We start from the raw sequence: 19,664 nt of genomic DNA, 5'->3' as shown, positions 1-19,664 counted from the left end.
CAGCCCCGGATCAGCGGTACCGGGGCCGTCCGGCGGTCTCCCGGGCCCCTGGGCGCCACTCCGGTTCCTCGGTCACCGCGCGCGGGTCGAACATGAGCACCAGCGCGGCCAGCAGCAGGAAGCAGCCGGGGCCGATCAGCATCGGGCCGATCGTCTCGGTGGGGTGGTCACCGGGCAGTACGCCGGACATCTCGGGCGGCAGGTGCAGGTGCACGTCGAGGGCGGCCATTCCCGTGTAGTGCATTCCGGTGACCGCGGCGGCCATCAGAGCGCTCGCGCCGAGACTGGACAGGAGCCCACGGAGGGAGACGGCCGCCCACAGCGCGGCCGTGGCGGCCGCCACGGCGATCAGCACCGAGAGGGCGACCAGGGGCGTGTCGTAGGCGAGCTGTCCCTCCAGACGCATGCCCGCCATCCCCAGGTAGTGCATCGACGCCACGCCGAGGCCGGTGATGGTGCCGCCCGTGATCAGCGCCATGCGGGTCGCGCCCCGGTACCCGACAATGTAGATGCCGATGCCGACCATGAGGACGGCCAGGGCCAGTCCGGCGAAGGTGAGGGGCTTGTCGTAGGAGATCGGTGCCTCCTTGACGCTGAAGCCCGTCATCGCGACGAAGTGCATGGTCCAGATGCCGGATCCGATGGACAGCGCGCCGAGAGCCAGCCAGCCGGTCGTGAAGGAGCGTGCGGTGCGCAGGGACCTGATGGTGCAGCGGAGTCCGAGGGCGGCCCCCAGGCCGGCCATGAGGAACGCCACGACGGGGGTCACCAGGCCGTAGGTGAACCCGTCGACCGTTCCCTGCGTACCGACCGTCGCCGTCGCCACGATGTCGGCCGCTCGCACCGCGTCGGCTGTTCCCTGCATGTCGACCATTCCCTGCATACGGACACGCCCTTCGAGAAGACCCGGGGTCGAGGGGGTCCCTGAGGGGCGAGTCCCGGCAGGCAGATGGAGAACGTGCATTTTATCGGCACGGCGCCCCAGGAAGTGAACCTGGCCTCATGCTCCCCGCGTGGGCTCCGGCGTTCTCCGCCGGATCTCCGGCAGTCTTCACCGGACTCCCGAGGCGAAAGTTCCGTTCATGCCGTGGCCATCGCCTCCCTGCCCGGCGTTGGCAAGCCGCTGTCAGTCTCGGCGTGTCCGCACACTCCGATGCGAGGAGTTCCCGTGTTCGTACGCACCGCAACCGCCTCCACCACCGCCGTCGCCCTGGTCGGCGCCGGCGCTCTGCTGCTACCCGCCGCCGACCGGACCGAGGCCTCGGCGCAGCGGACGAACCCGGTCGTCGTCGCCCACCGGGGAGCGTCCGGCTACGCACCGGAGAACACCCTCGCCGCCGTCGACGCGGCCGACGCGCTGGGCATCGACTGGGTGGAGAACGACGTGCAGCGCACCCGCGACGGCGTGCTCGTCGTGCTGCACGACACCGGCCTCAAGCGCACGACGAACGTCGAGCAGATCTTCCCGGACCGGGCGCCTTGGGCGGTAAAGGACTTCACCGCGGCGGAGGTGGCGAAACTCGACGCGGGCAGCTGGTTCGGGACGCAGTTCACCGGGGTCCGGGTACCGACCCTCACACAGTTCCTGCACCGTCTGGAGCGCAACCGCCAGAAGCTGCTCCTGGAGATCAAGAGCCCCGGGACCTATCCGGGCATCGAACGGGACATCGTCCGCGTACTGCGGAAGGAAGGGTGGCTGGACCGCTCCCATGTACGGGATCGCCTGGTCATCCAGAGCTTCGGCGCCGACAGCGTGCGGAAGGTGCATGCCCTGCGCCCCGACATCACGACCGGCTTCCTGGGCACGCCCGCGGTTGCCGATCTGCCCGGTTACGCGGCGTTCACCGATCAGATCAACCCTTCGTACGCGACGATCAGCGCCGATTACGTGGCAGCCGTACAGCGGCTCAAGGGCCCGCACGGCAAGCGTCTGCGGGTCAACACGTGGACGGTCAACGACGCGGCCAAGGCGGCGAAGGCGCGTGCGTTCGGGGTCGACGGGATCATCACCAACTATCCCGACGTGGTACGAGACGCGACGAGCTGAGCCGAGCTGTGCTGGACTCGGTTCGGCACGGCACGGCCGAGCTGGACTCGGCGCGGCTCGGCTGGGCCGACCGTCGAAGGCGATCCGGCGCTGTCAGTGGTGGGTCGTACGGTGGTCGGCATGGACAGTGTGAACGGCGTGGCGGACAGCGCGGTGGACGGCGGGGCTGGTTCCGGGGGCGCCGGTGGACCGACCGTGGAGTGGTCCGTCGTGCCGAGTGCCATCGGGCAGCTGCTGCTCGCCGCGACCTCCGCCGGGCTGGTGACCGTGGCCTTCCACGCCCGCCCCGCCGTCCGGGACTCGGCGCTCGGTCAGCTGCGGGCCCGGCTCGGCGCGGAGCCGGTGGAGGCGCCCGGCTCCGATCGCCTGGCCGAGGCGATACGCGCGCTCGCGGAGTACTTCGCGGGCGAGCGGCGGGACTTCGGCCTGCGGCTGGACTGGTCGCTGACAGCGGGCTTCCAGCGCGAGGCGCTGCGCGAGCTGGCCTCGGGGGTGCCGTACGGCACGGTCATCGGTTACGGGGAGCTGGCGGCGCGGGTGGGCCGGCCGGACGGCGCTCAGGCGGTGGGAGCGGCCATGGGGTCCAATCCGCTGCCGGTGGTGGTGCCGTGCCACCGGGTGGTGGAGAGCGACGGGGGTCTGGGCGGGTTCGGGGGCGGCCTGGAGACCAAGCGGCAGCTGCTGGCGCTGGAAGGGGTCCTGCCGCAGCCGCTGTTCTAGGGCGTCCGGGGGTGGGAGGCGATCGTTGTTCCGGCTGCTCCAGCTGTGTCCATGGCAGCCCGCGCGGCCGGGCCGGGCCCTGCTCCCCCACGGCCTCGCTGCGGCCGGGGTCACCCGTCCGGGTGCGTCGCGGGGCGGGACCGATGGCACACTGCGCCAGTGACGCCACCGCTCTCCCTCCCCCAGGTCACGGCCGCCGGGCTGCCCGCCCTCCAGCGCCGGACGTCCGCCGTGCTCATCGTCAGCCAGATACTCGGCGGCCTCGGTGTCGCCGTCGGCATCGCCCTGGCGCCGATGCTGGCCGCCGAGGTGAGCGGGTCCGATGCGCTGTCCGGGCTGGCGCCGACCGCGTCCGTCGCCGGCACGGCGCTGCTGTCGCTGCCGCTGGCCGCCCTGATGACGTCCCGGGGCCGACGGCCCGGTCTGGTGCTCGCGTATCTGATCGGCGCCCTGGGTGGCGGCCTGGTGGTCCTCGCCACGATGCTGCCGAGCTTCCCGTTGCTGCTCCTCGGCATGGCGGCGTTCGGGGCGGGGTCCTCGGCCGGACTCCAGGCGCGGTTCGCGGCGGCCGACCTGGTGGGGCCGGAGCGGCGGGGCCGGGCGATCTCCACCGTCGTCTGGGCCACCACGATCGGTTCGGTGCTGGGGCCCAATATCTCGGCCCCGGCGAGTCGGCTGTTCCGCGGTACGCCGGTGCCCGAGGCGGCGGGGCCCTACCTGTGCTCGGCGGCCGTCTTCCTGCTCGCGGGGCTCGTCGTGGCCCTCGCGCTGCGCCCGGACCCGCTGCTCACGGCCCGCGCCCTGGCCCCGGAGGAAACGTCGGCCCCCGGGAAGCGTTCCCTGCGCGCCGGGGTCGAGGCCGTCAGGGAGTCGCCGATGGCCCGGCTGGCCCTGGTGACGGTCACCCTGTCACACACCGCGATGGTGTCGATCATGGTCATGACCCCGGTCGACCTGGGCCGCCACGGTGCCGACCTCCAGTTGATCGGGCTCGTCATCAGCGGGCACATCGCGGGGATGTACGCGTTCTCGCCGGTGATGGGCAAGCTGGCCGACCAGTTCGGCCGACTCACCGTGATCGGCCTGGCGGTCGGGCTGCTGAGCTGCGCCGCGCTGCTCGCGGGCACGGCCGGGCCGCGGCACGGGCAGACCGCCGTCGGCCTGTTCGTGCTCGGCCTCGGCTGGTCCGCGGGCATGATCGCCGGTTCCGCGCTGCTCACCGACGCGGTTCCGCAGGCCGCACGGGCGGCCGTGCAGGGGCTGTCGGACCTGACCATGAACGCGGCCGCCGGCCTCGGCGGAGCGGCCGCGGGCGTGATCGTCGCCCAGTGGGGGTACGGCCCGCTGAACGCGATCGGCGCCGCGCTGGTCCTGCCGGTCGCCGCGCTCGCCCTGCGCCGGAGCCTGCGGCCCGGGGCCGTCGGCAGCGGCTGAGGCTCCGCCCGACCGGGGCGGGCCGCCCGCCACCCCGGGGAGGGCTACGGTGCCACCGCGCCCAGGACCGGAGCCGCGCCCAGGACCAGAGTCGGAGAGGAGCCGGAGCCGAAGCGGAAGGGGCAAGGCCGGAACCGGAGCGGTGGGCCAGAGCCGGAACCGGAGCCGCCACAAAGCCCGACCCGGGTCACTCATGCCCGAGTCGTCAGAGGCTGATGTGGTACGCCTTGCGGAGCGTCTCGTGGACGGTCCAGGTCGTCCGGTCGCCCTCGCGCAGAACGCAGGCGTCCCCGGGGCCGATCTCCAGCGTCGCCCCGCCCTCGACCGCGACGGTCGCCCGTCCGCTGACGACCACGAACAGCTCGTTCGCCTCGGTGTCCGTGACGACGCCGGGCGTGATCTGCCAGATCCCCCGGATCTGCTTGCCGTCGGCCGACTCCCACAGCACCTTGCCCGTCACCACGGGATCGCCCGAAACGATCTGTGCCGGATCGAGCGGTTCCGGAACGAGCTCGGCGTCCGGGATGTGCACAGCGAAGGAAGCGGGGGCCTGGTCATTTGTCGTCATGGCCGGTCACCTTAGCGACCGGTTCCGGCCGACCCGCGACCAGGACCGGCCGGACGTGCTCCTTCCGTGGTTTGCACCCACCCCGCCCGCGACAGGGATGGGGCATGCCACAGAACCCAGCGGAACAGAACCCGGCAGAACAGAACCCACCGGATCAGAGCTCTCCGGAACAGAGCTCTCCGGAACAGCTCCCTCCGGACCGGCGGAACCCCTACGAGCCGGTGCTCTCGGCAGAGGTGCGCGCCGCCCTGAGTGCCCGGCTGCCCGTCGTGGCCCTGGAGTCGACGATCATCGCGCACGGGCTGCCGCGACCCGGGAACCTCCAGGTCGCCCTGGAACTGGAGGCGCTCGTCCGGTCCGCCGACGCGGTCCCGGCCACCGTCGCGGTCCTGGACGGGCGGGCCCATGTGGGCCTGGACAAGGATCAGTTGGAGCGGGTGGCCGCCGATCCGGCCGTGCGGAAGCTGGGCCACCGCGATCTCGCCCCCGCGCTCGCGGCCGGAGCGAGCGGCGCGACCACGGTGTCCGCGACGGCGTTCCTGGCCGCGCGGGCGGGGCTCAGCGTCTTCGCGACGGGCGGGCTCGGCGGCGTACACCGGGAATGGGCCGCGAACCAGGACGAGTCCGCCGACCTGCGGCTGCTGGCGCGCACCGGAATCACCGTGGTCTGCGCGGGCGTGAAGTCGATCCTCGACGTCCCGGCGACCCTCCAGCGGCTGGAAACCCTCGGCGTCGGCATCCTCGGTTACGGCACGGAGCACTTCCCCGGCTTCTACCTCAGCAGCTCCGGCGAGCCGGTCGACTGGACGGTCCACAGCCCCGAGGAGGTGGCCGAGGTGATGCGGGCGAAGGACGCTCTGGGTGGCACGGAGTCCGCGCTGATCGTCGCCAACCCCGTACCGGAGGAGGATCAGTTGGATCCCGCTCTGCACGACCGGGTGCTGGCGGAGGCGCTGGACGCGTGCCGGGAGCGCGGCATCTCGGGGCAGGGCGTCACGCCTTTCCTGCTGGACCAGTTGATGCGCCGGACCGAGGGCGCGTCGCTGGAGGCGAACCTCGCGGCGGTACGGGGAAACGTGCGCCTCGCGGCCCGGATCGCCGTCGCGGCGGCCGTGCGGTGAACCGCCCGGCGTCAGGCGGCGGGCTCCTCGTCGTGGGGGACGTGGTCACGGACGTGGTGGCGCGGTACGGACCGACTCTCGCGCACGGTACGGACACGGCGGCCCGGATCCGGACCCTGCCGGGCGGGGCGGGGGCCAACGTCGCCTGCTGGGCGGTCCGTTCGGGCTGCGCGAATGTGACGCTGCTCGCCAGGGCAGGGGCGGAGTCCGCCGAGTGGCACCGGGAGGCGCTGGAACGGGCAGGGGTACGGGCGTTCCTGGCGGTGGACGAGGAGGTGCCGACGGCGACCGTCATCGCCCTGGTGGACCCGGCCGCCGAGCGCACGTTCCTCACCGACAGCGGGGCGGTGCTGCGGCTCGCCGCCGAGGACTTCTCGCCCGCGCTGCTCGACGGGGTCGGGCGGCTGCATCTCTCCGGCTACCTCCTGTTCGCCGCGACGAGCCGGGCTGCCGCTCACCTCGCCCTGCGCACCGCCGTGGAACGGGGCGTAGCGGTGAGCGTGGACCCGGCGTCGGCCGGGTTCCTCGCCGAGCTGGGGCCGGAGCGGTTCCTGGAGTTCACGGAGGGGGCGGAGCTGCTGCCGAACGCGGACGAGGCCCGGCTGCTCACCGGGCTGCCCGAACCCGAGGCCGCGGCGGCCGAGCTGAGCCGGCGCTTCCCGCGCGTCGCGGTGACGCTGGGCGCACGGGGAGCCGTGCTGGCCGCCGGGGGTGAGGTCATCGGCCGCGCCCCCGCCCCACCCGTCCGCGAGCCGGTCGACTCGACGGGCGCGGGCGACGCGTTCACGGGCGGGTTCCTCGCGGCCCTGCTCGCCGGGGCGGACGACAGGGCGGCCGCGGCGGAGGGCTGCCGGGCCGGGGCGGAAGCAGTGACCACGGTGGGCGGCCGCCCACCCGCGTGACCGATGGGGCAAGCCATACCCGCGCGTGACCGATGGGGCAAGCCATACCCGTGACCGATGGCCTTACGCCCGCGTGACCGACAAGGCCGCCCGCACCCGTGAGGCCGCATACACGCGGCTCCGCGGAGGCCGGGGCTCGCTCCCGGGGCTCGGGCTCCCTCCGCCCACCGCCCCTCCGCGCCGGTCCGGCGATGCTGTCGGCGACGCGGAGACATCCGCCTCAGCCCGGCAGCCCCGACCACGCCGGATGCCCCGGGTCGTCCGCCCGTACCACCACGTCCGCCCGCTCCGCAGGCCCCACCTCGTCCTCGTACCGCGCGAAGGCGGGCAGCGTCCAGCGCTCCGGCTCCTCCGTCCGCCGCCGCAACGCCCCGGGAGACAGCCGCAGATGGACGCTCAGCGCGAACGGGAACCAGTGCCCCAGCAGCAGCGGGCCGTGCACGAGGACGACCCCGCCCTCCGGCAACGGGTGATACGGCGTGCGCGTCGCCCGGTCCGTCGCGGGGTCCCACAGGTCCGGCAGTACCCGGCCGGAGCCGCCCGCCTCCAGGGGGCCGAACACCTCGCGCCACAGCGCCCCGGTGTCGAACCAGCTGTCCGCGTACGAGTCCGGGTCCTCCTTCCCGTACTCGAACCGCAGACTCGCCGGGCGCAGGAAGCCCTCGGTGGAGACCACGAGCACCGCCCGGCCGCGCAGCCGCAACTCCTCGGCGACGCGTTCGGCCAGGCCGCCGGTGCGGGCGGCCGGGGCGCCGTCGATGCCGAGGGCCAGCCAGGGGGCTCCGTCGGGGGCGGACAGGCCGTCGGCGTGCCGGGCCAGCTCGTCGGCCAGCCGTTCCCAGGTGATCGCTTCGAGTCGCACGCCCCCATCATCCCCGCCGGCGCGTCAGGCGCCCCGCAGTTCGGTGGCGAGCGGGCCCTCCCCCGACACCTCGATGCGGCCGTCCTTGACCGCCTCCGCGAGAGTGACTTCGCCTCGCCCCAGCTCCAGGCACAAGGCCGCGTCGAGGGTGATGCGGGCATCGGCGTGGTCCGCGGGGCCGTACCCGTACATCTCGCCGTACAACTCTGCGTCGTCGGCTCCCGATACCAGCGCCTGACTTCCCGTTCCCGTACGGACGTGGAACTCACCCTCGTCGAGGCGGACTTCCAGAACACCGTCCTGGGTGAGTCCGGCCAGCGCGCGCAGCAGCGGCAGCGCGAACCAGTGGGCCCGCACCGCGTCGGTCGGGCGGCGTTCGGTGAGTGCCGGGGCGCCCCAGTCGGCGAGAGCCGCGAGGACCGGGAGCAGGCCGCGGCCGCGCCCGGTCAACTCGTAGACCGATGCCGCGGCCGGGGGCGGCAGCTTGCGGCGTACGGCCAGTCCGGTCTGTTCCATGTCCTTGAGGCGGGAGGCCAGGACGTCCGTGCTGACGCCGGGCAGATCGGCGTGCAGGTCGGTGTACCGGCGCGGCCCGCCCAGCAGTTCACGGACGATCAGCAGCGTCCACCGGTCCCCGACGGAGTCGAGGGCGCGGGCGGCGGCGCAGAACTGGTCGTAGCTCCGGCGTCTGACGGGGCGTGGTGCGGCGGGCTGCTGACGTGGCATGCGACGCAGTCTAGACATGTTGTTGGACTTTCCAAGCTCAAGCTTGGTAAAACCAAGTATCGCAGTTCGGCTCGGGGAGGCACCGCATGGAGTTCCGGCAGTCCAGCAAGCTCAACGAGGTCTGTTACGAGATCCGGGGCCCGGTCATCGAGCACGCCAACGCCCTGGAGGAGGCGGGGCACAGCGTGCTCCGGCTCAACACGGGCAATCCGGCGCTCTTCGGCTTCGAGGCGCCGGAGGAGATCGTCCAGGACATGATCCGGATGCTGCCCCAGGCCCACGGCTACACCGATTCGCGCGGCATCCTCTCCGCTCGGCGGGCGGTGGCCCAGCGCTACCAGGCCATGGGCCTGACCGAGGTCGGCGTGGACGACGTCTTCCTCGGCAACGGGGTCTCCGAGCTGATCTCGATGGCCGTGCAGGCGCTGCTGGAGGACGGCGACGAGGTGCTGATCCCGGCCCCGGACTTCCCCCTGTGGACCGCGGTGACCACGCTCGCGGGCGGCAAGGCCGTGCACTACATCTGCGACGAGGAATCCGACTGGAACCCGGACCTCGCCGACATGGCGTCGAAGATCACCGACCGGACCAGGGCCGTCGTGATCATCAACCCGAACAATCCCACCGGCGCCGTCTATCCCCGCGAGATCCTCGAAGGAATCCTGGACCTGGCCCGCCGGCACGGGCTGATGGTGTTCGCCGACGAGATCTACGACCAGATCCTCTACGACGGGGCCGAGCACCACAGTGCTGCGGTGCTCGCCCCGGACCTGGTCTGCCTCACCTTCAGCGGTCTCTCGAAGACGTACCGGGTGGCCGGGTTCCGCTCCGGCTGGATGGTGGTCTCCGGTCCGCAGCAGCACGCCCGCAACTATCTGGAGGGCCTCACCATGCTGGCCTCCATGCGGCTCTGCCCCAACGCCCCCGCGCAGTACGCCATTCAGGCAGCGCTCGGCGGGCGGCAGTCCATCCGGGAACTGGTCGCACCCGGCGGCAGACTGCACGAACAGCGCGACCGGGCCTGGGAGCGGCTGAACGAGATCCCCGGGGTCTCGTGCGTCAAGCCGAAGGGCGCGCTGTACGCCTTCCCGCGCATCGATCCGAAGGTGCACCCCATCGTCGACGACGAGAAGTTCGTGCTGGACCTGCTGCTGCGGGAGAAGATCCAGGTGGTGCAGGGCACGGGCTTCAGCTGGCCGCGCCCGGACCACTTCCGCATCCTGACCCTTCCGCACGCCGACGACCTCGACGCGGCGATCAGCCGCATCGGCCGCTTCCTGAACGGATATCGCCAGTGACCTGTGCCCCTTCCCCGTCCACACCCAGTTCGCCACGGCCGAGCTGGTGGGGGCGGTCGTGGCGGGCGGGCTCGATCCGGCCGAGGACCCGGCCTGGGCGGAGTCGGGGACGAGTTCGCGCGAGGAGTACGCGCGCTGGGCAGGTCATCTGTGCGGTATGACCTGCCTGCGCATGGCGCTCGGCGCCGAGTCCCCGTCGCTGTTCGAGCTGCGGAACGGGGCTTTGAAGTACGGGGCCTGCACGGAGGACGTGGACGGGGTGATCCGGGGGCTGGTCTACGCGCCCTTCGCGGAGTACGTCGGCGAGGTGTACGGGTGCGAGGCCACGGTCCACCGCCACCTCGACGTGGACGGGATTCCCGCGCTGCTGGACGCGGGCCGGACCGTGCTGGCCTCCGTCCACTACGGGATCCGGCATCCGGAGCGGCCGGCTCCTGGGCGGGGCGGTCACCTGGTGCTGGTGACCGCGCGGACGGCCGACGGGACCGGGGTCCACTTCCACAACCCGTCGGGTACGGATGCCGGGACTCGGGCTGCTGTGCTGCCGCTGGCGGAGTTCGAGCGGTTCTTCGCGGGGCGGGGTGTCTCGCTGGCATGACGCGTCGGTTCCCGGAATGGGGAGCTCCGGAAACGGGAGCGGGCCCGGAGGCGTAGCCGGCCTCCGGGCCCTGTAGGTGCCGCCCATCGGGCACGCCGGCACGTTTAAGGGTCCGGGTCAGTCATGATGTCGTCGCGTCCTGCCTTTGGACCACCGCAGATCGGAGCTCTGCGGGCCGGACTTGAACCGGCATCTCGACGCGCGCGGGCCCGGGCCCGTTCGATCCGGCGATCGGCGGCGAATGCTGAGTCTGGAGCAAGAGTCTGAGATTGACGGCGGTCTGCCTCTGCCTGCTTGGGCTACTCCGGCCCGTGCCGGAGGGAGGAGTCGAACCTCCACTGGAACCGCGCCTTCACGACAAGCTTCAGTTTCAGCTTGCGCTCCTCGCGCACCCCGGCCACCTTGACCGGCGGCCGGGGAATCCATGGTCGGTCACCCGAAGAGGTAACCGAATACCGCATCACCCACCCGCTGGTCGGTGGCCTCCGCGCCGTTGGCCTCCTCGCGGGCGAACTTCACGGCCTGCTGGAGCTTCTCGACCCGGTCCAGCAGCTCGTTGACGCGTCGTGCGGGCAGCGCCCCTGAGAACTTGACAGTCGTCCAATACCCGATCGGCACGTCCTCGTAGTACACCTCGACCTGAGCCGGGTGCTTCTCGGTCGCCTCCGCCTTGACGTGGTTGCGGGGCACCTTCTTCGTACGGAGCGTCCGGACCGGCTCCGTCTTCCAGGAGTCGGTCGACGGGTCCTGCGTCCAGGCCTCGGCGGCATCCAGGACGGGCAGCTTGCGGATGAAGGTGTTGAGGTCGGTCAGCTGCTTCTCCAGGAAGAGCAGATACGACACCGGCACCTCGCTCACCAGCACCCGGCCGTCGACCTTCACATCGGCCCTGGCCGAGCAGTTCGCCCAGTCCTTCGTGGCGGTCACATCGAAGAGCCGGGTCAGCGTGGCCGCGGTGTCCCGCAGCACGTCCTCGGCCTTGACCTGGACCAGCGTCGACTCGGGCGGAAGCTGCTCGCCCTCCTCGTCCTTGGGCTGGTAGGTCCGGGAGATCCCGGCCAGCAGTCCGGCCTTCTGGAGGCCGTGATGTGCCGCTGTCAGGTCCTGGTGCGCCTTGGACTTGACGCCCTTCTCCACTGCGATGATCTGATTGAGTTTCGCCACGCCGAGGACGCTAACAGCGGCAACTCCGCTGTGGCCAAGGGTTTTAGGGTTTCACGGGGTGAGGGCTCCACCGCACGTGATGAGGGCTCTACCGCACGTAGGACGGGTCGGCGTCGAATCCGTCCGGGACGGAGTCACCCGCGAGCAGGGCTTGCAGGGCGGCCACCGGGTCGGGGTCCGGGGCGGCACGGGGCCACCAGTCGTCGGCGCCGGGGTCCGATTCGTAGCCGTACCAGCGGCCGTCGCGGCCGAAGCGGAGCTGGAACGAACCGTTCGGGTGGGTCAGGTGGTTGCGCCAGGGCGTGAAGCGTGGGTGACCTGCGGCGGCGAGCGCGGGGCGGGCCCGGTCGAAGGGGCCCGCCGGGGGGTCCCAGGGCGTATCCAGGACCGCGAGGCCCTCTGCGCCGTTCTGCCGCCAGGCGGCGACGGCGCGGGCGAGATCGGTGGTGGTGCGGCCGGTGGCGTACGCCAGCTCGCGGTAGAGCGCACGGGTGGTGGCGGTGAGTCCGGCGGTGGGACGCGAGGCGGCGAGGCGGACCGCGTCCTGCCAGGCCGTGAGCCCGGCCAGCGGATCACGGCCGGTGGCCAGCAGGGCGTGGGCGCGGGCGGCCGCATCGGTGGCGAGGTGGTCCAGGCCCAGCGGATCGCGGGCGCCGGGCAGGTCCGGGTACGACGGGGGCTGGCCGGGGTGCGGCGGGACGGGGAGGGGCACCGGGAGCGGGGGCAGGAAGCGGGCGGCCAGCGCCTCTTCCGCCGCGACCGACGGGGTGGCGGGGGCGGCCGGGCGCTCCCGGGCGGAGTGCTCGGCGTTGCGGCGGCCCAGCTCGTCCAGCAGCTCGCGCTCGCCCCGGCCCCGCATGAGCAGCAGGACGAACGGGTCGCTGTCGAGCAGCCGGGCGGTCTGGAAGCAGAGGGCGGCGACGTGCTTGCAGGGCCGCCCGTGGTCGGGACAGGAGCAGCTGGGGTCGAGGTCGTCGGCGGCGGGCAGCAGCCGCACACCGGCCCCCTCGGCGGTGGCGGCCAGCGAGTACGGCATCTCCTTCGCCAGCAGCGCGGACAGGTCCCCGGGCCGGGCGGCGACCGCGTCGAGAAGGGTGTCCCAGCCGGGGTCGGTGAGGGTACGCAGGCGCAGTTCGGCGCGGTAGGGGCGGACCCGGCTGCCGTGCACATAGGCGATGACGCGGCCGGGGGTGACGGTGATCGCCGCGACCTGGCCTTCGTCGGCGTACGCACGGCCGCGGGCGAGCCGCGCCCCGTCCATCGACAGCGACTCCAGGGCCGTCACCCAGGCCCGGCCCCACCAGCTGTCCGCGAAGGGCTCGCCGTCCCGGGAGGTGCGGGCGGGCACCGCTTCGAAGGTGCGCCGCAGATCGTCGGGGCCGGGCCGGACGCGGGGTGCCGAACGGGGCGTCGGCCGGGGGCTCATGCGGGCCTCCGCAGGGCGACGAGGTCGGCGAGGTCGCGGTCGCTGAGCTCGGTCAGCGCGGTCTCACCGGTGCCGAGCACCGCGTCCGCCAGGGCCCGCTTGGACTCCAGCAGCTCACCGATCCGGTCCTCCACGGTGCCCTCCGCGATGATCCGGTGGACCTGCACGGGCTGGGTCTGGCCGATCCGGTACGCCCGGTCCGTGGCCTGCTCCTCGACTGCCGGGTTCCACCAGCGGTCGTAGTGGACGACATGGGCGGCGCGGGTCAGGTTCAGCCCGGTGCCCGCCGCCTTGAGGGAGAGCAGGAAGACGGGGACCTCGGCGGACTGGAAACGGTCCACCATCCGCTCCCGCTCGGCCACCGGCGTACCACCGTGCAGGAGTTGGGAGGGGATCGCACGGGAGGCCAGGTGCGCGGAGAGGAGCTTCGCCATCGTCACGTACTGGGTGAAGATCAGGACCGAGCCGTCCTCGGCCAGGATCGTGTCGAGCAGTTCGTCCAGCAGGGCGAGCTTGCCCGAGCGGGCCATGAGCCGAGTGGGCTCCTCCTTCAGATACTGGGCGGGGTGGTTGCAGATCTGCTTGAGCGAGGACAGCAGCTTCATGACGAGGCCCCGGCGGGCGATGCCCTCGGCGCCCTCGATCTGGGCCATCGTCTCGCGGACGGCGGCCTCGTAGAGCGTGGCCTGCTCGCGGGTGAGGGCGACGGGGTGGTCGGTCTCCGTCTTGGGCGGCAGCTCGGGGGCGATGCCGGGGTCGGACTTCTTGCGCCGCAGGAGGAACGGGCGGACCAGCCGGGACAGCCGCTCCACCGCCTCCTCGTTGCCCAGACCGGCGGCCGTGCCGGTGTTCTCCACGATCCGGGCGTGCCGGGCCCGGAACGCCTTGAGCGGGCCGAGCAGTCCGGGCGTGGTCCAGTCGAGCAGCGCCCAGAGCTCGGAGAGGTTGTTCTCGACGGGGGTGCCGGTGAGGGCGACTCTGGCCGGGGCGGGGATGGTGCGCAGGGCCTTGGCCGTGGAGGAGTGCGGATTCTTGACGTGCTGCGCCTCGTCGGCGACGACCAGGCCCCAGCTGTGCTCGGCGAGTTGGGCGGCGCGGCTGCGCATCGTGCCGTAGGTGGTCAGGACGAAGCCGTTGTCCGGATCGGTCAGGGTCCGGTCCGTGCCGTGGAAGCGCCGCACCGGGACGCCGGGGGCGAAGCGGTTGATCTCGCGGTGCCAGTTGCCGAGGAGGGAGGCGGGGCAGACCACCAAGGTCGGCGAGGGGTGCGCGCGGTGCAGGTGGAGGGCGATGAGGGTGATCGTCTTGCCGAGGCCCATGTCGTCGGCGAGGCAGCCGCCGAGCCCGAGCGCGGTCATCCGGTCCAGCCAGGCCAGACCGCGCAGCTGGTAGTCGCGCAGGGTCGCGTCCAGCCCGGGCGGCGGCGGGATCGTGGTGTCCTCGGCGAGGATGCGCGTCCGCAGTGCGGCGAGGGCTCCGGCCGGAACGGCGTCCACCCGCTCACCGTCCACCTCCGCGCTGCCCGTGAGGGCGACGGCCAGCGCGTCCACCGGATCCAAAAGCCCCAACTCCCGTTTGCGCGCCTTGCGTACGAGCGCGGGGTCGACGACCACCCACTGGTCGCGCAGTCGCACCACCGGCCGGTGGGCCTCGGCCAGGGCGTCCATCTCCGCCTCGGTCAGCTGCTCGTCCCCCAGTGACAGCTGCCAGTCGAAGGCGAAAAGCTGCTCGGCGTCGAAGAACGAGGTGCCGTCGGTGGCCGAACCGGGCGCGGGCCGCACCACGACGGCCGCGGTCAGCGAACGGGCCAGCTCGCGCGGCCAGTGGACGTGGACCCCTGCCGCCGCCAGCCGGGCCCCCGCGTCGCTCAACAGCTCGTACAGCTCGTCCTCGGTGATCGCGAGCACATCGGGGACGGGCTGTCCCAGCAGCCGTTCCAGCGGGGCCCAGATCCGGGCGGCCCGGCGCAGCGCCAGCACCGCGTCGACCCGGGCACGCGGTCCGAACGGCTCGCCCGCCCCGCCGTTCCACAGGGCGGCCGCGTCCACCACATACGTGGGGTCGGCAAGGCTGTGCACCTGCACGATGGCCGCGGCGGCAGGGCGGACCGCGGGGTCGTCGGGGTGCGCCGCATGCTCCGCGTGCTCCGGCGCGGCCTCCCCGGAGGCCGTGACGGCGTAGGTGTCGGCGGTGTCGAACAGCTCGTACGCGGAGAGGTCGAGGCGCAGCGAGATCTTCACACCGGCGTCCAGCCCCGAGGCCACCTCGACGGCCCAGGCGGCGGCGTGGGGCAGGTGCTGGGGCTCACGGGCGGCGAACGGCGCGCCCATCGCGAAGGGCGCGGCGGGGGTGCGCGGCAGTGTGTCGGCGACGGCGTCCAGGAACGACCCGATCAGCGCCTCGGGGTCAGGGAGGCGGGGCGGCTCGGACGCCGCGACCGGCACCGCGTGCCCCTCGGGCGGCAGGGCGGCGGCGACGGCCCGCAGATGCGCCACGTCCTCGGCGTCCCGCGGGCCTGCCCGCCAGGCGTCATGGCCGTCCGCCGTGATTCCTGGCAGGAGTCGGCCGCGCGCGACGAGCTGAAGGGCGTGCAGTGCGGCCGCGCCCCAGCAGCGGGTGGCGGGATGGGCGGATGCCTGCTGCCGGGCTCGGATGAGCACGGGCAGCGCGTCGGTCACGGACAGCAGTGCCGCGGGCACCACGGAACACCGGACGCCTCCTGGCCTCGCCGCCCCGTCCGGCCGGACGACCGTGAGCTCCGCGGCGGTGTACGCCACGGTGTCCCCGGACGGGCCCGAGCCATCCGCGTACGTGAAGGAGGCCTCGCCCCGCCCCGAGGCGTCGGCGTCTACGGAAGAGGCACCGACCTGCGCCGACACCGCACCAGGTGAGCCGTCGCCGCCGTCCGCCCGGGGGTCCCAGAAGGCGATGCGGCCTTCCCTGGGCACCGGGCCGGGCAGGAAGACCGCCGCGCAGCGCAGCAGGCGTCCTGCGTCCGCGCTCCGCTCCACCACGTCCTCGCCGCGACGGGTCCGTACCGTCATGTCCGCCCACCCCCTCCCGCCCTGCGCGCGGTCTCCGTCCAGCACGGAATGTGCTGACTCCGCGAGTCTAGGCGGGAGGTCCGACAACCCATGCTCCGCCCACATCTCCCCAGGTCAGCAGCGCACTGGGCCTACCACGGCGGCTCTTCCCGGCAAGCGACCGCCACGCTCAGTGATGGGCGAAGGGTTCCGATGCAGCCGGTTCCTCGGAGAGCCGCTTCCTGGAGGTTCGCGTCCCGGGAACCCGCTCCTCCGGCAGCTCCGCTTCGGGAGCGTCCGTCCCCGGGCGCTGCGCCCCGGCGAGCGGTGTCTCCTCCGGAGCCGCCTGCTGCGGTGTCGTCTCCAGCGGTGTCATCTCCTGCGGAGCCGTCTCCTGCGGTGCCGCCTGCTGGGCCCGTTCCAGGAAGCGGAGCAGTTCCACCGGGAAGGGCAGCACCAGCGTGGAGTTCTTCTCCGCCGCGACGGCCACCACGGTCTGGAGCAGCCTCAACTGGAGCGCAGCGGGCTGCGCTGACATCTCGCCCGCAGCCTGGGCCAGCTTCTTGGATGCCTGGAGCTCGGCGTCGGCGTTGATCACCCGGGCGCGCCGCTCCCGGTCGGCCTCCGCCTGGCGGGCCATGGACCGCTTCATGGTCTCCGGCAGCGAGACATCCTTGATCTCCACCCGGTCGATCTGCACGCCCCAGCTGACCGCAGGGCTGTCGATCATGAGCTCCAGCCCCTGGTTCAGCTTCTCGCGGTTGGACAGCAGGTCGTCGAGGTCGCTCTTGCCGATGATCGACCGGAGAGAGGTCTGGGCCATCTGCGACACGGCGAAGCGGTAGTCCTCCACCGCGATGACGGCGGTCGTCGGGTCGACGACCTTGAAGTAGATGACGGCGTCGACCCGGACGGTCACGTTGTCCCGGGTGATGCCGTCCTGGGCGGGCACGGGCATGGTGACGATCTGCATGTTGACCTTGTGCAGACGGTCCACGACCGGCACGATCAGGGTGAAACCCGGCCTGCGCACCTCGTCGCGCAACCTGCCGAGCCGCAGCACCACACCCCGCTCGTACTGCCGGATCACCCGGGCCGCCGCCATCAGATACATCCCCGCTACGCAGACCGCCGTCACCGCTGCGATCGCCAGCTCCTGAACCATCGCGAGCCCCCTGACCGGCGTGGAGCCTACCCATACGAGCCAATAACTCCTCTTTGCGGCGTTATGCCCTGTTTGCCATACGGCGAACCTCTGAATGGAGGCGCGTCTCGCCCGGTCGGCCGCGCAGCGGATGCCGGAGCGACCCGGTGCGGGCAGGGTGGCCAGCGCCAGCACGTCTCCCCCGACGTACCGATGAGCCGGACGATCAGACGAGGACCCGCCCATGTCCGTGACCGCGACCGTTCACCGCCGCCGACGCCGCCTCGGCATCGCCGCCGGAGTCTCGCTTCTCGCCCTCGCCGCCTCCGGCTGCTCCGGGCTCGGCCGCACGGCGGTCGGCCCCGTGACGTACACGACGGAGCGCGAAGCGGTGGTGCAGGTGAACAGCCCGTCGGTGCGCGGCTGCCACAGGATCGCCCCGGCCGGAGCCCATGAGATCGAGAACGGGACGCTCGTCGACATCATCCTGTACCCCACCCGCGACTGCACCGGCGAGGGGACGGCTTACGTGGCGACAAGGTTCAGCGATGTGACTCCGCCGGGGAGCGTGTGGCGCAGCTACAGCTTCGTGCACTGAACGCACTCAGCGTGTCAGCGGGGCGGGGCTGGGCGGGCCAGCACCCGGGTGCCGCCGTCGGTGAGGGTGCGGTCCGCCGCCGGTCCGGCCGCCGCAAGATGTCGGGCGAGATCCGCCTCGGACAGCTCCCGCGACAGGAACGTCTGCGTCCACCGCGCATCGTCGAAGTGATACTCCGCGCGCACCGCACGCACCCCGTCGCCCACCGGCTCGGCGGAGACGATCCGCATGAGACCGCCGGAGGGATCGCGCCGCTCCCAGGGCAGCTCCGAGCGGTGAGCCACGCCCTCGCGCTGGATGAGGACGATCCGGTCGTCCCGCACATGGGCACGGCAGACGCGCGGCATCGCGTCACGCACCCGGTGCTCGCCCGCGTGGACGATACAGCTCCACCGCGCACCCGTCCGGCGGGATGCCCCCCCCGGGCCGGTCCCCTCGTACCCCTCGCGCACCGAAGGTTCGTCCATGCCTGACGAACGGGCGGCCGACGGCGACAGTTCCCGTCCCATCACACCGGTCAGCGGGCGGACCCGCAGCGCAGTGAGCGCGCACCGGGCGCCGTGCCCTGTTCCGTCCGCCGCCGCACGGGTCCATCCTGGGAAGTGAGGCGATCGTCATGCGTACCGGCAGTGAACCCGCGACCGCCCGCAGCGCGTTGCGGATGCGGCTCTGGCTGAGCCTGTGGGGGACGCTCTGGGCCCTCTTCGGCCTGGGGGCCTTCTCCCTCGCCGGGCGGCCGGGCTGGGCCGTGGCCTGCGCGGTGGTGCTGGTCATCGCGGTTCTGGACCTCTTCGTGATCGCGTACCGCATGCGCCAGGGGCCGCGCTACCAGCCGGGCCGGGACATCCCGCCGTACGAACCGGACCACGGCGACGGCCGGCCGGGGCCACCGGGGCAACCCTGAGCGGAAGGGGCGGCGGCAGGCGGGAGAGGCGCCCCGAGCTGTCAGGCCCCCTCGTCGAACTTCGCGGCCCGCAGGTACTCCGGCTTCGGGTCGAGCGCCGCCGCGAGCCGGAAGTGCCGGGTCGCGGCTTCCGGGCGTCCGGCCCGCTCGAAGGTGCGGGCCAGCGCGAAGTGGGCGAACGCGTTGTCCGGCTCACGCTCCAGCACCAGCTCGAATTCCAGCTCGGCCGGGCGCAGTTGGGCGGCGGCGAAGAAGGCGCGGGCCCGCAGCAGCCGGGCCGCGGTGTTCTCCGGGTGAGCGGCGATCACCGAGTCGAGCAGCTTTACCGCGCCCCGGGGGTCCCGGGCGTCGAGCAGTTGCTCGGCCGCCCGGAAATCGATGACATGGGTTTCCGGGTTTCTCTCGGGCACGGTCGCATCCTTCCCTCACTCGCGCGTTTCCAACGTCCGCCCCGGCTCCGGTATTCCGGGCGGGCGGACGCGGGTGCGGGCTCCACGGGTGCGGGCTCAGTGGGCGGCGGCCCGGCGGACCAGCTCGTCCCAGACCTTGCGGACCTGCGGTTCCAGCGCCTCCAGCGGCCCGTCGTTGTCCACGAGAAGGTCGGCGACGGCCCGGCGCTGCTCCCGGGTCGCCTGGGCGGCCATCCTGGCACGGGCGTCGGACTCGGTCATTCCGCGCAGCGTCACGAGCCGGTCGAGCTGGGTCTCGGGCGATGCGTCGACGACCACGACCAGGTCGTAGAACGGTGCGAGACCGTTCTCGGTGAGAAGCGGGACGTCGTGGACGACGACGGCGTCCGCTGGAGCCGCCCGCTCCAGTTCGGCCGCCCGGGCGCCGACCAGGGGGTGGACGATCGCGTTCAGCGCGGCGCGGCGGTCGGCGTCGGCGAAGACAAGCGCGCCGAGCGCCGGGCGGTCCAGGGTGCCCTCAGGGGTGAGGATTCCCGGCCCGAACTCCTCGACGACGGCCGCGAGTCCGGGCGTACCGGGCTCGACGACCTCGCGGGCGATCCGGTCGGAATCGATCAGTACGGCCCCGTACTCGACGAGCAGCCGCGACACTTCGCTCTTGCCGGCGCCGATCCCGCCGGTCAGGCCCACCTTCAGCATGGACCGCAGCCTACGGGGCG

At 72.7% G+C, this 19,664-nt stretch carries 19 protein-coding genes and 2 pseudogenes; 9 read left to right on the top strand and 12 right to left on the bottom strand.

Going from position 1 to position 19,664, the window contains the following annotated elements:
- Positions 1-10: 10 nt before the first annotated feature.
- A complete protein-coding gene (locus tag CIB93_RS21920) occupies positions 11-745 on the bottom strand; it encodes an MHYT domain-containing protein (protein ID WP_257002306.1) in 735 nt (244 codons plus the stop codon).
- A gap of 423 nt (positions 746-1,168) precedes the next feature.
- On the opposite strand from CIB93_RS21920, the gene CIB93_RS21915 reads away from it, so the two are divergent.
- From CIB93_RS21915 to CIB93_RS21905, 3 genes are all read left to right on the top strand, one after another.
- Positions 1,169-2,047, top strand: coding sequence for a glycerophosphodiester phosphodiesterase family protein (locus CIB93_RS21915; RefSeq protein ID WP_096629136.1), 879 nt, complete (start codon positions 1,169-1,171; stop codon positions 2,045-2,047).
- A gap of 120 nt (positions 2,048-2,167) precedes the next feature.
- Positions 2,168-2,767, top strand: a complete 600-nt coding sequence (locus CIB93_RS21910; protein WP_096629134.1) for a methylated-DNA--[protein]-cysteine S-methyltransferase — start codon at positions 2,168-2,170, stop codon at positions 2,765-2,767.
- 231 nt (positions 2,768-2,998) lie between these two features.
- On the top strand, positions 2,999-4,201 hold the full coding sequence (locus CIB93_RS21905) for an MFS transporter (protein ID WP_096629170.1): 1,203 nt from the start codon (positions 2,999-3,001) through the stop codon (positions 4,199-4,201).
- 205 nt (positions 4,202-4,406) lie between these two features.
- Here CIB93_RS21905 and CIB93_RS21900 read toward each other — a convergent pair whose 3' ends face one another.
- A complete protein-coding gene (locus CIB93_RS21900) occupies positions 4,407-4,769 on the bottom strand; it encodes a cupin domain-containing protein (protein ID WP_096629133.1) in 363 nt (120 codons plus the stop codon).
- A 104-nt stretch (positions 4,770-4,873) separates the two neighbouring features.
- On the opposite strand from CIB93_RS21900, the gene CIB93_RS21895 reads away from it, so the two are divergent.
- Together CIB93_RS21895 and CIB93_RS21890 are read left to right on the top strand one after the other, a co-directional pair.
- Positions 4,874-5,890 (top strand): pseudouridine-5'-phosphate glycosidase, encoded by a 1,017-nt coding sequence (locus CIB93_RS21895; protein WP_257002305.1) that lies wholly within the window; start codon positions 4,874-4,876, stop codon positions 5,888-5,890.
- Positions 5,887-6,792 carry a carbohydrate kinase family protein gene (locus CIB93_RS21890; RefSeq protein WP_096629130.1) on the top strand — a complete coding sequence of 302 codons (906 nt, stop codon included), beginning with the start codon at positions 5,887-5,889 and terminating at the stop codon, positions 6,790-6,792. Before CIB93_RS21895 ends, CIB93_RS21890 begins: the two co-directional genes overlap by 4 nt.
- 220 nt (positions 6,793-7,012) lie before the next feature.
- Here the strand turns inward: CIB93_RS21890 and CIB93_RS21885 are convergent, their stop codons facing one another.
- Together CIB93_RS21885 and CIB93_RS21880 are read right to left on the bottom strand one after the other, a co-directional pair.
- Entirely contained in the window at positions 7,013-7,654 is a 642-nt protein-coding gene (locus CIB93_RS21885) for a uridine kinase (protein WP_096629128.1), read from the bottom strand.
- A 24-nt stretch (positions 7,655-7,678) separates the two neighbouring features.
- Positions 7,679-8,380 (bottom strand): winged helix-turn-helix transcriptional regulator, encoded by a 702-nt coding sequence (locus CIB93_RS21880; protein ID WP_257002304.1) that lies wholly within the window; start codon positions 8,378-8,380, stop codon positions 7,679-7,681.
- Between the two features lie 86 nt (positions 8,381-8,466).
- Between CIB93_RS21880 and CIB93_RS21875 the strand changes: the two genes are divergently transcribed.
- Together CIB93_RS21875 and CIB93_RS21870 are read left to right on the top strand one after the other, a co-directional pair.
- Positions 8,467-9,678 (top strand): pyridoxal phosphate-dependent aminotransferase, encoded by a 1,212-nt coding sequence (locus tag CIB93_RS21875; RefSeq protein WP_096629124.1) that lies wholly within the window; start codon positions 8,467-8,469, stop codon positions 9,676-9,678.
- A 46-nt stretch (positions 9,679-9,724) separates the two neighbouring features.
- A complete protein-coding gene (locus tag CIB93_RS21870) occupies positions 9,725-10,276 on the top strand; it encodes a C39 family peptidase (protein ID WP_257002303.1) in 552 nt (183 codons plus the stop codon).
- Between the two features lie 312 nt (positions 10,277-10,588).
- On the opposite strand, the pseudogene CIB93_RS38040 reads toward CIB93_RS21870, so the two are convergent.
- From CIB93_RS38040 to CIB93_RS21850, 5 genes and pseudogenes are all read right to left on the bottom strand, one after another.
- Positions 10,589-10,674 (bottom strand): annotated as a pseudogene (locus tag CIB93_RS38040).
- A 34-nt stretch (positions 10,675-10,708) separates the two neighbouring features.
- The gene (locus CIB93_RS21865; protein ID WP_096629121.1) at positions 10,709-11,440 is read right to left on the bottom strand and encodes a hypothetical protein; all 732 of its coding nucleotides are present in this window, start codon (positions 11,438-11,440) and stop codon (positions 10,709-10,711) included.
- An 88-nt stretch (positions 11,441-11,528) separates the two neighbouring features.
- Positions 11,529-12,866 (bottom strand): SWIM zinc finger family protein, encoded by a 1,338-nt coding sequence (locus CIB93_RS21860; protein WP_096629119.1) that lies wholly within the window; start codon positions 12,864-12,866, stop codon positions 11,529-11,531.
- Positions 12,863-15,910 (bottom strand): DEAD/DEAH box helicase, encoded by a 3,048-nt coding sequence (locus CIB93_RS21855; protein ID WP_096629118.1) that lies wholly within the window; start codon positions 15,908-15,910, stop codon positions 12,863-12,865. The genes CIB93_RS21860 and CIB93_RS21855 overlap by 4 nt, the downstream gene beginning before the upstream one ends.
- Before the next feature lie 169 nt (positions 15,911-16,079).
- Positions 16,080-17,054 (bottom strand): slipin family protein, encoded by a 975-nt coding sequence (locus CIB93_RS21850; protein WP_096629116.1) that lies wholly within the window; start codon positions 17,052-17,054, stop codon positions 16,080-16,082.
- Between the two features lie 223 nt (positions 17,055-17,277).
- Between CIB93_RS21850 and CIB93_RS21845 the strand changes: the two genes are divergently transcribed.
- Positions 17,278-17,631, top strand: coding sequence for a hypothetical protein (locus CIB93_RS21845; protein WP_096629115.1), 354 nt, complete (start codon positions 17,278-17,280; stop codon positions 17,629-17,631).
- Positions 17,632-17,645: 14 nt separating this feature from the next.
- Here the strand turns inward: CIB93_RS21845 and CIB93_RS21840 are convergent.
- Positions 17,646-18,020: pseudogene (locus CIB93_RS21840) on the bottom strand (SAM-dependent methyltransferase); the annotation flags it as partial.
- A gap of 203 nt (positions 18,021-18,223) precedes the next feature.
- Here CIB93_RS21840 and CIB93_RS21835 point away from each other — a divergent pair.
- Complete coding sequence (locus CIB93_RS21835; protein WP_179500200.1) at positions 18,224-18,535, top strand: DUF6343 family protein; 312 nt, start codon at positions 18,224-18,226, stop codon at positions 18,533-18,535.
- 41 nt (positions 18,536-18,576) lie between these two features.
- On the opposite strand, the gene CIB93_RS21830 is transcribed toward CIB93_RS21835, so the two are convergent.
- On the bottom strand, positions 18,577-18,945 hold the full coding sequence (locus tag CIB93_RS21830; RefSeq protein WP_096629112.1) for a tetratricopeptide repeat protein: 369 nt from the start codon (positions 18,943-18,945) through the stop codon (positions 18,577-18,579).
- A 96-nt stretch (positions 18,946-19,041) separates the two neighbouring features.
- Positions 19,042-19,644 (bottom strand): dephospho-CoA kinase, encoded by a 603-nt coding sequence (gene coaE / locus CIB93_RS21825; RefSeq protein WP_096629110.1) that lies wholly within the window; start codon positions 19,642-19,644, stop codon positions 19,042-19,044.
- Positions 19,645-19,664 lie beyond the last annotated feature (20 nt).

Source organism: Streptomyces sp. WZ.A104 (genome assembly GCF_002382885.1).
Taxonomy (GTDB): Bacteria; Actinomycetota; Actinomycetes; order Streptomycetales; family Streptomycetaceae; genus Streptomyces.
This window is presented reverse-complemented; position numbering and strand designations above follow the sequence as displayed.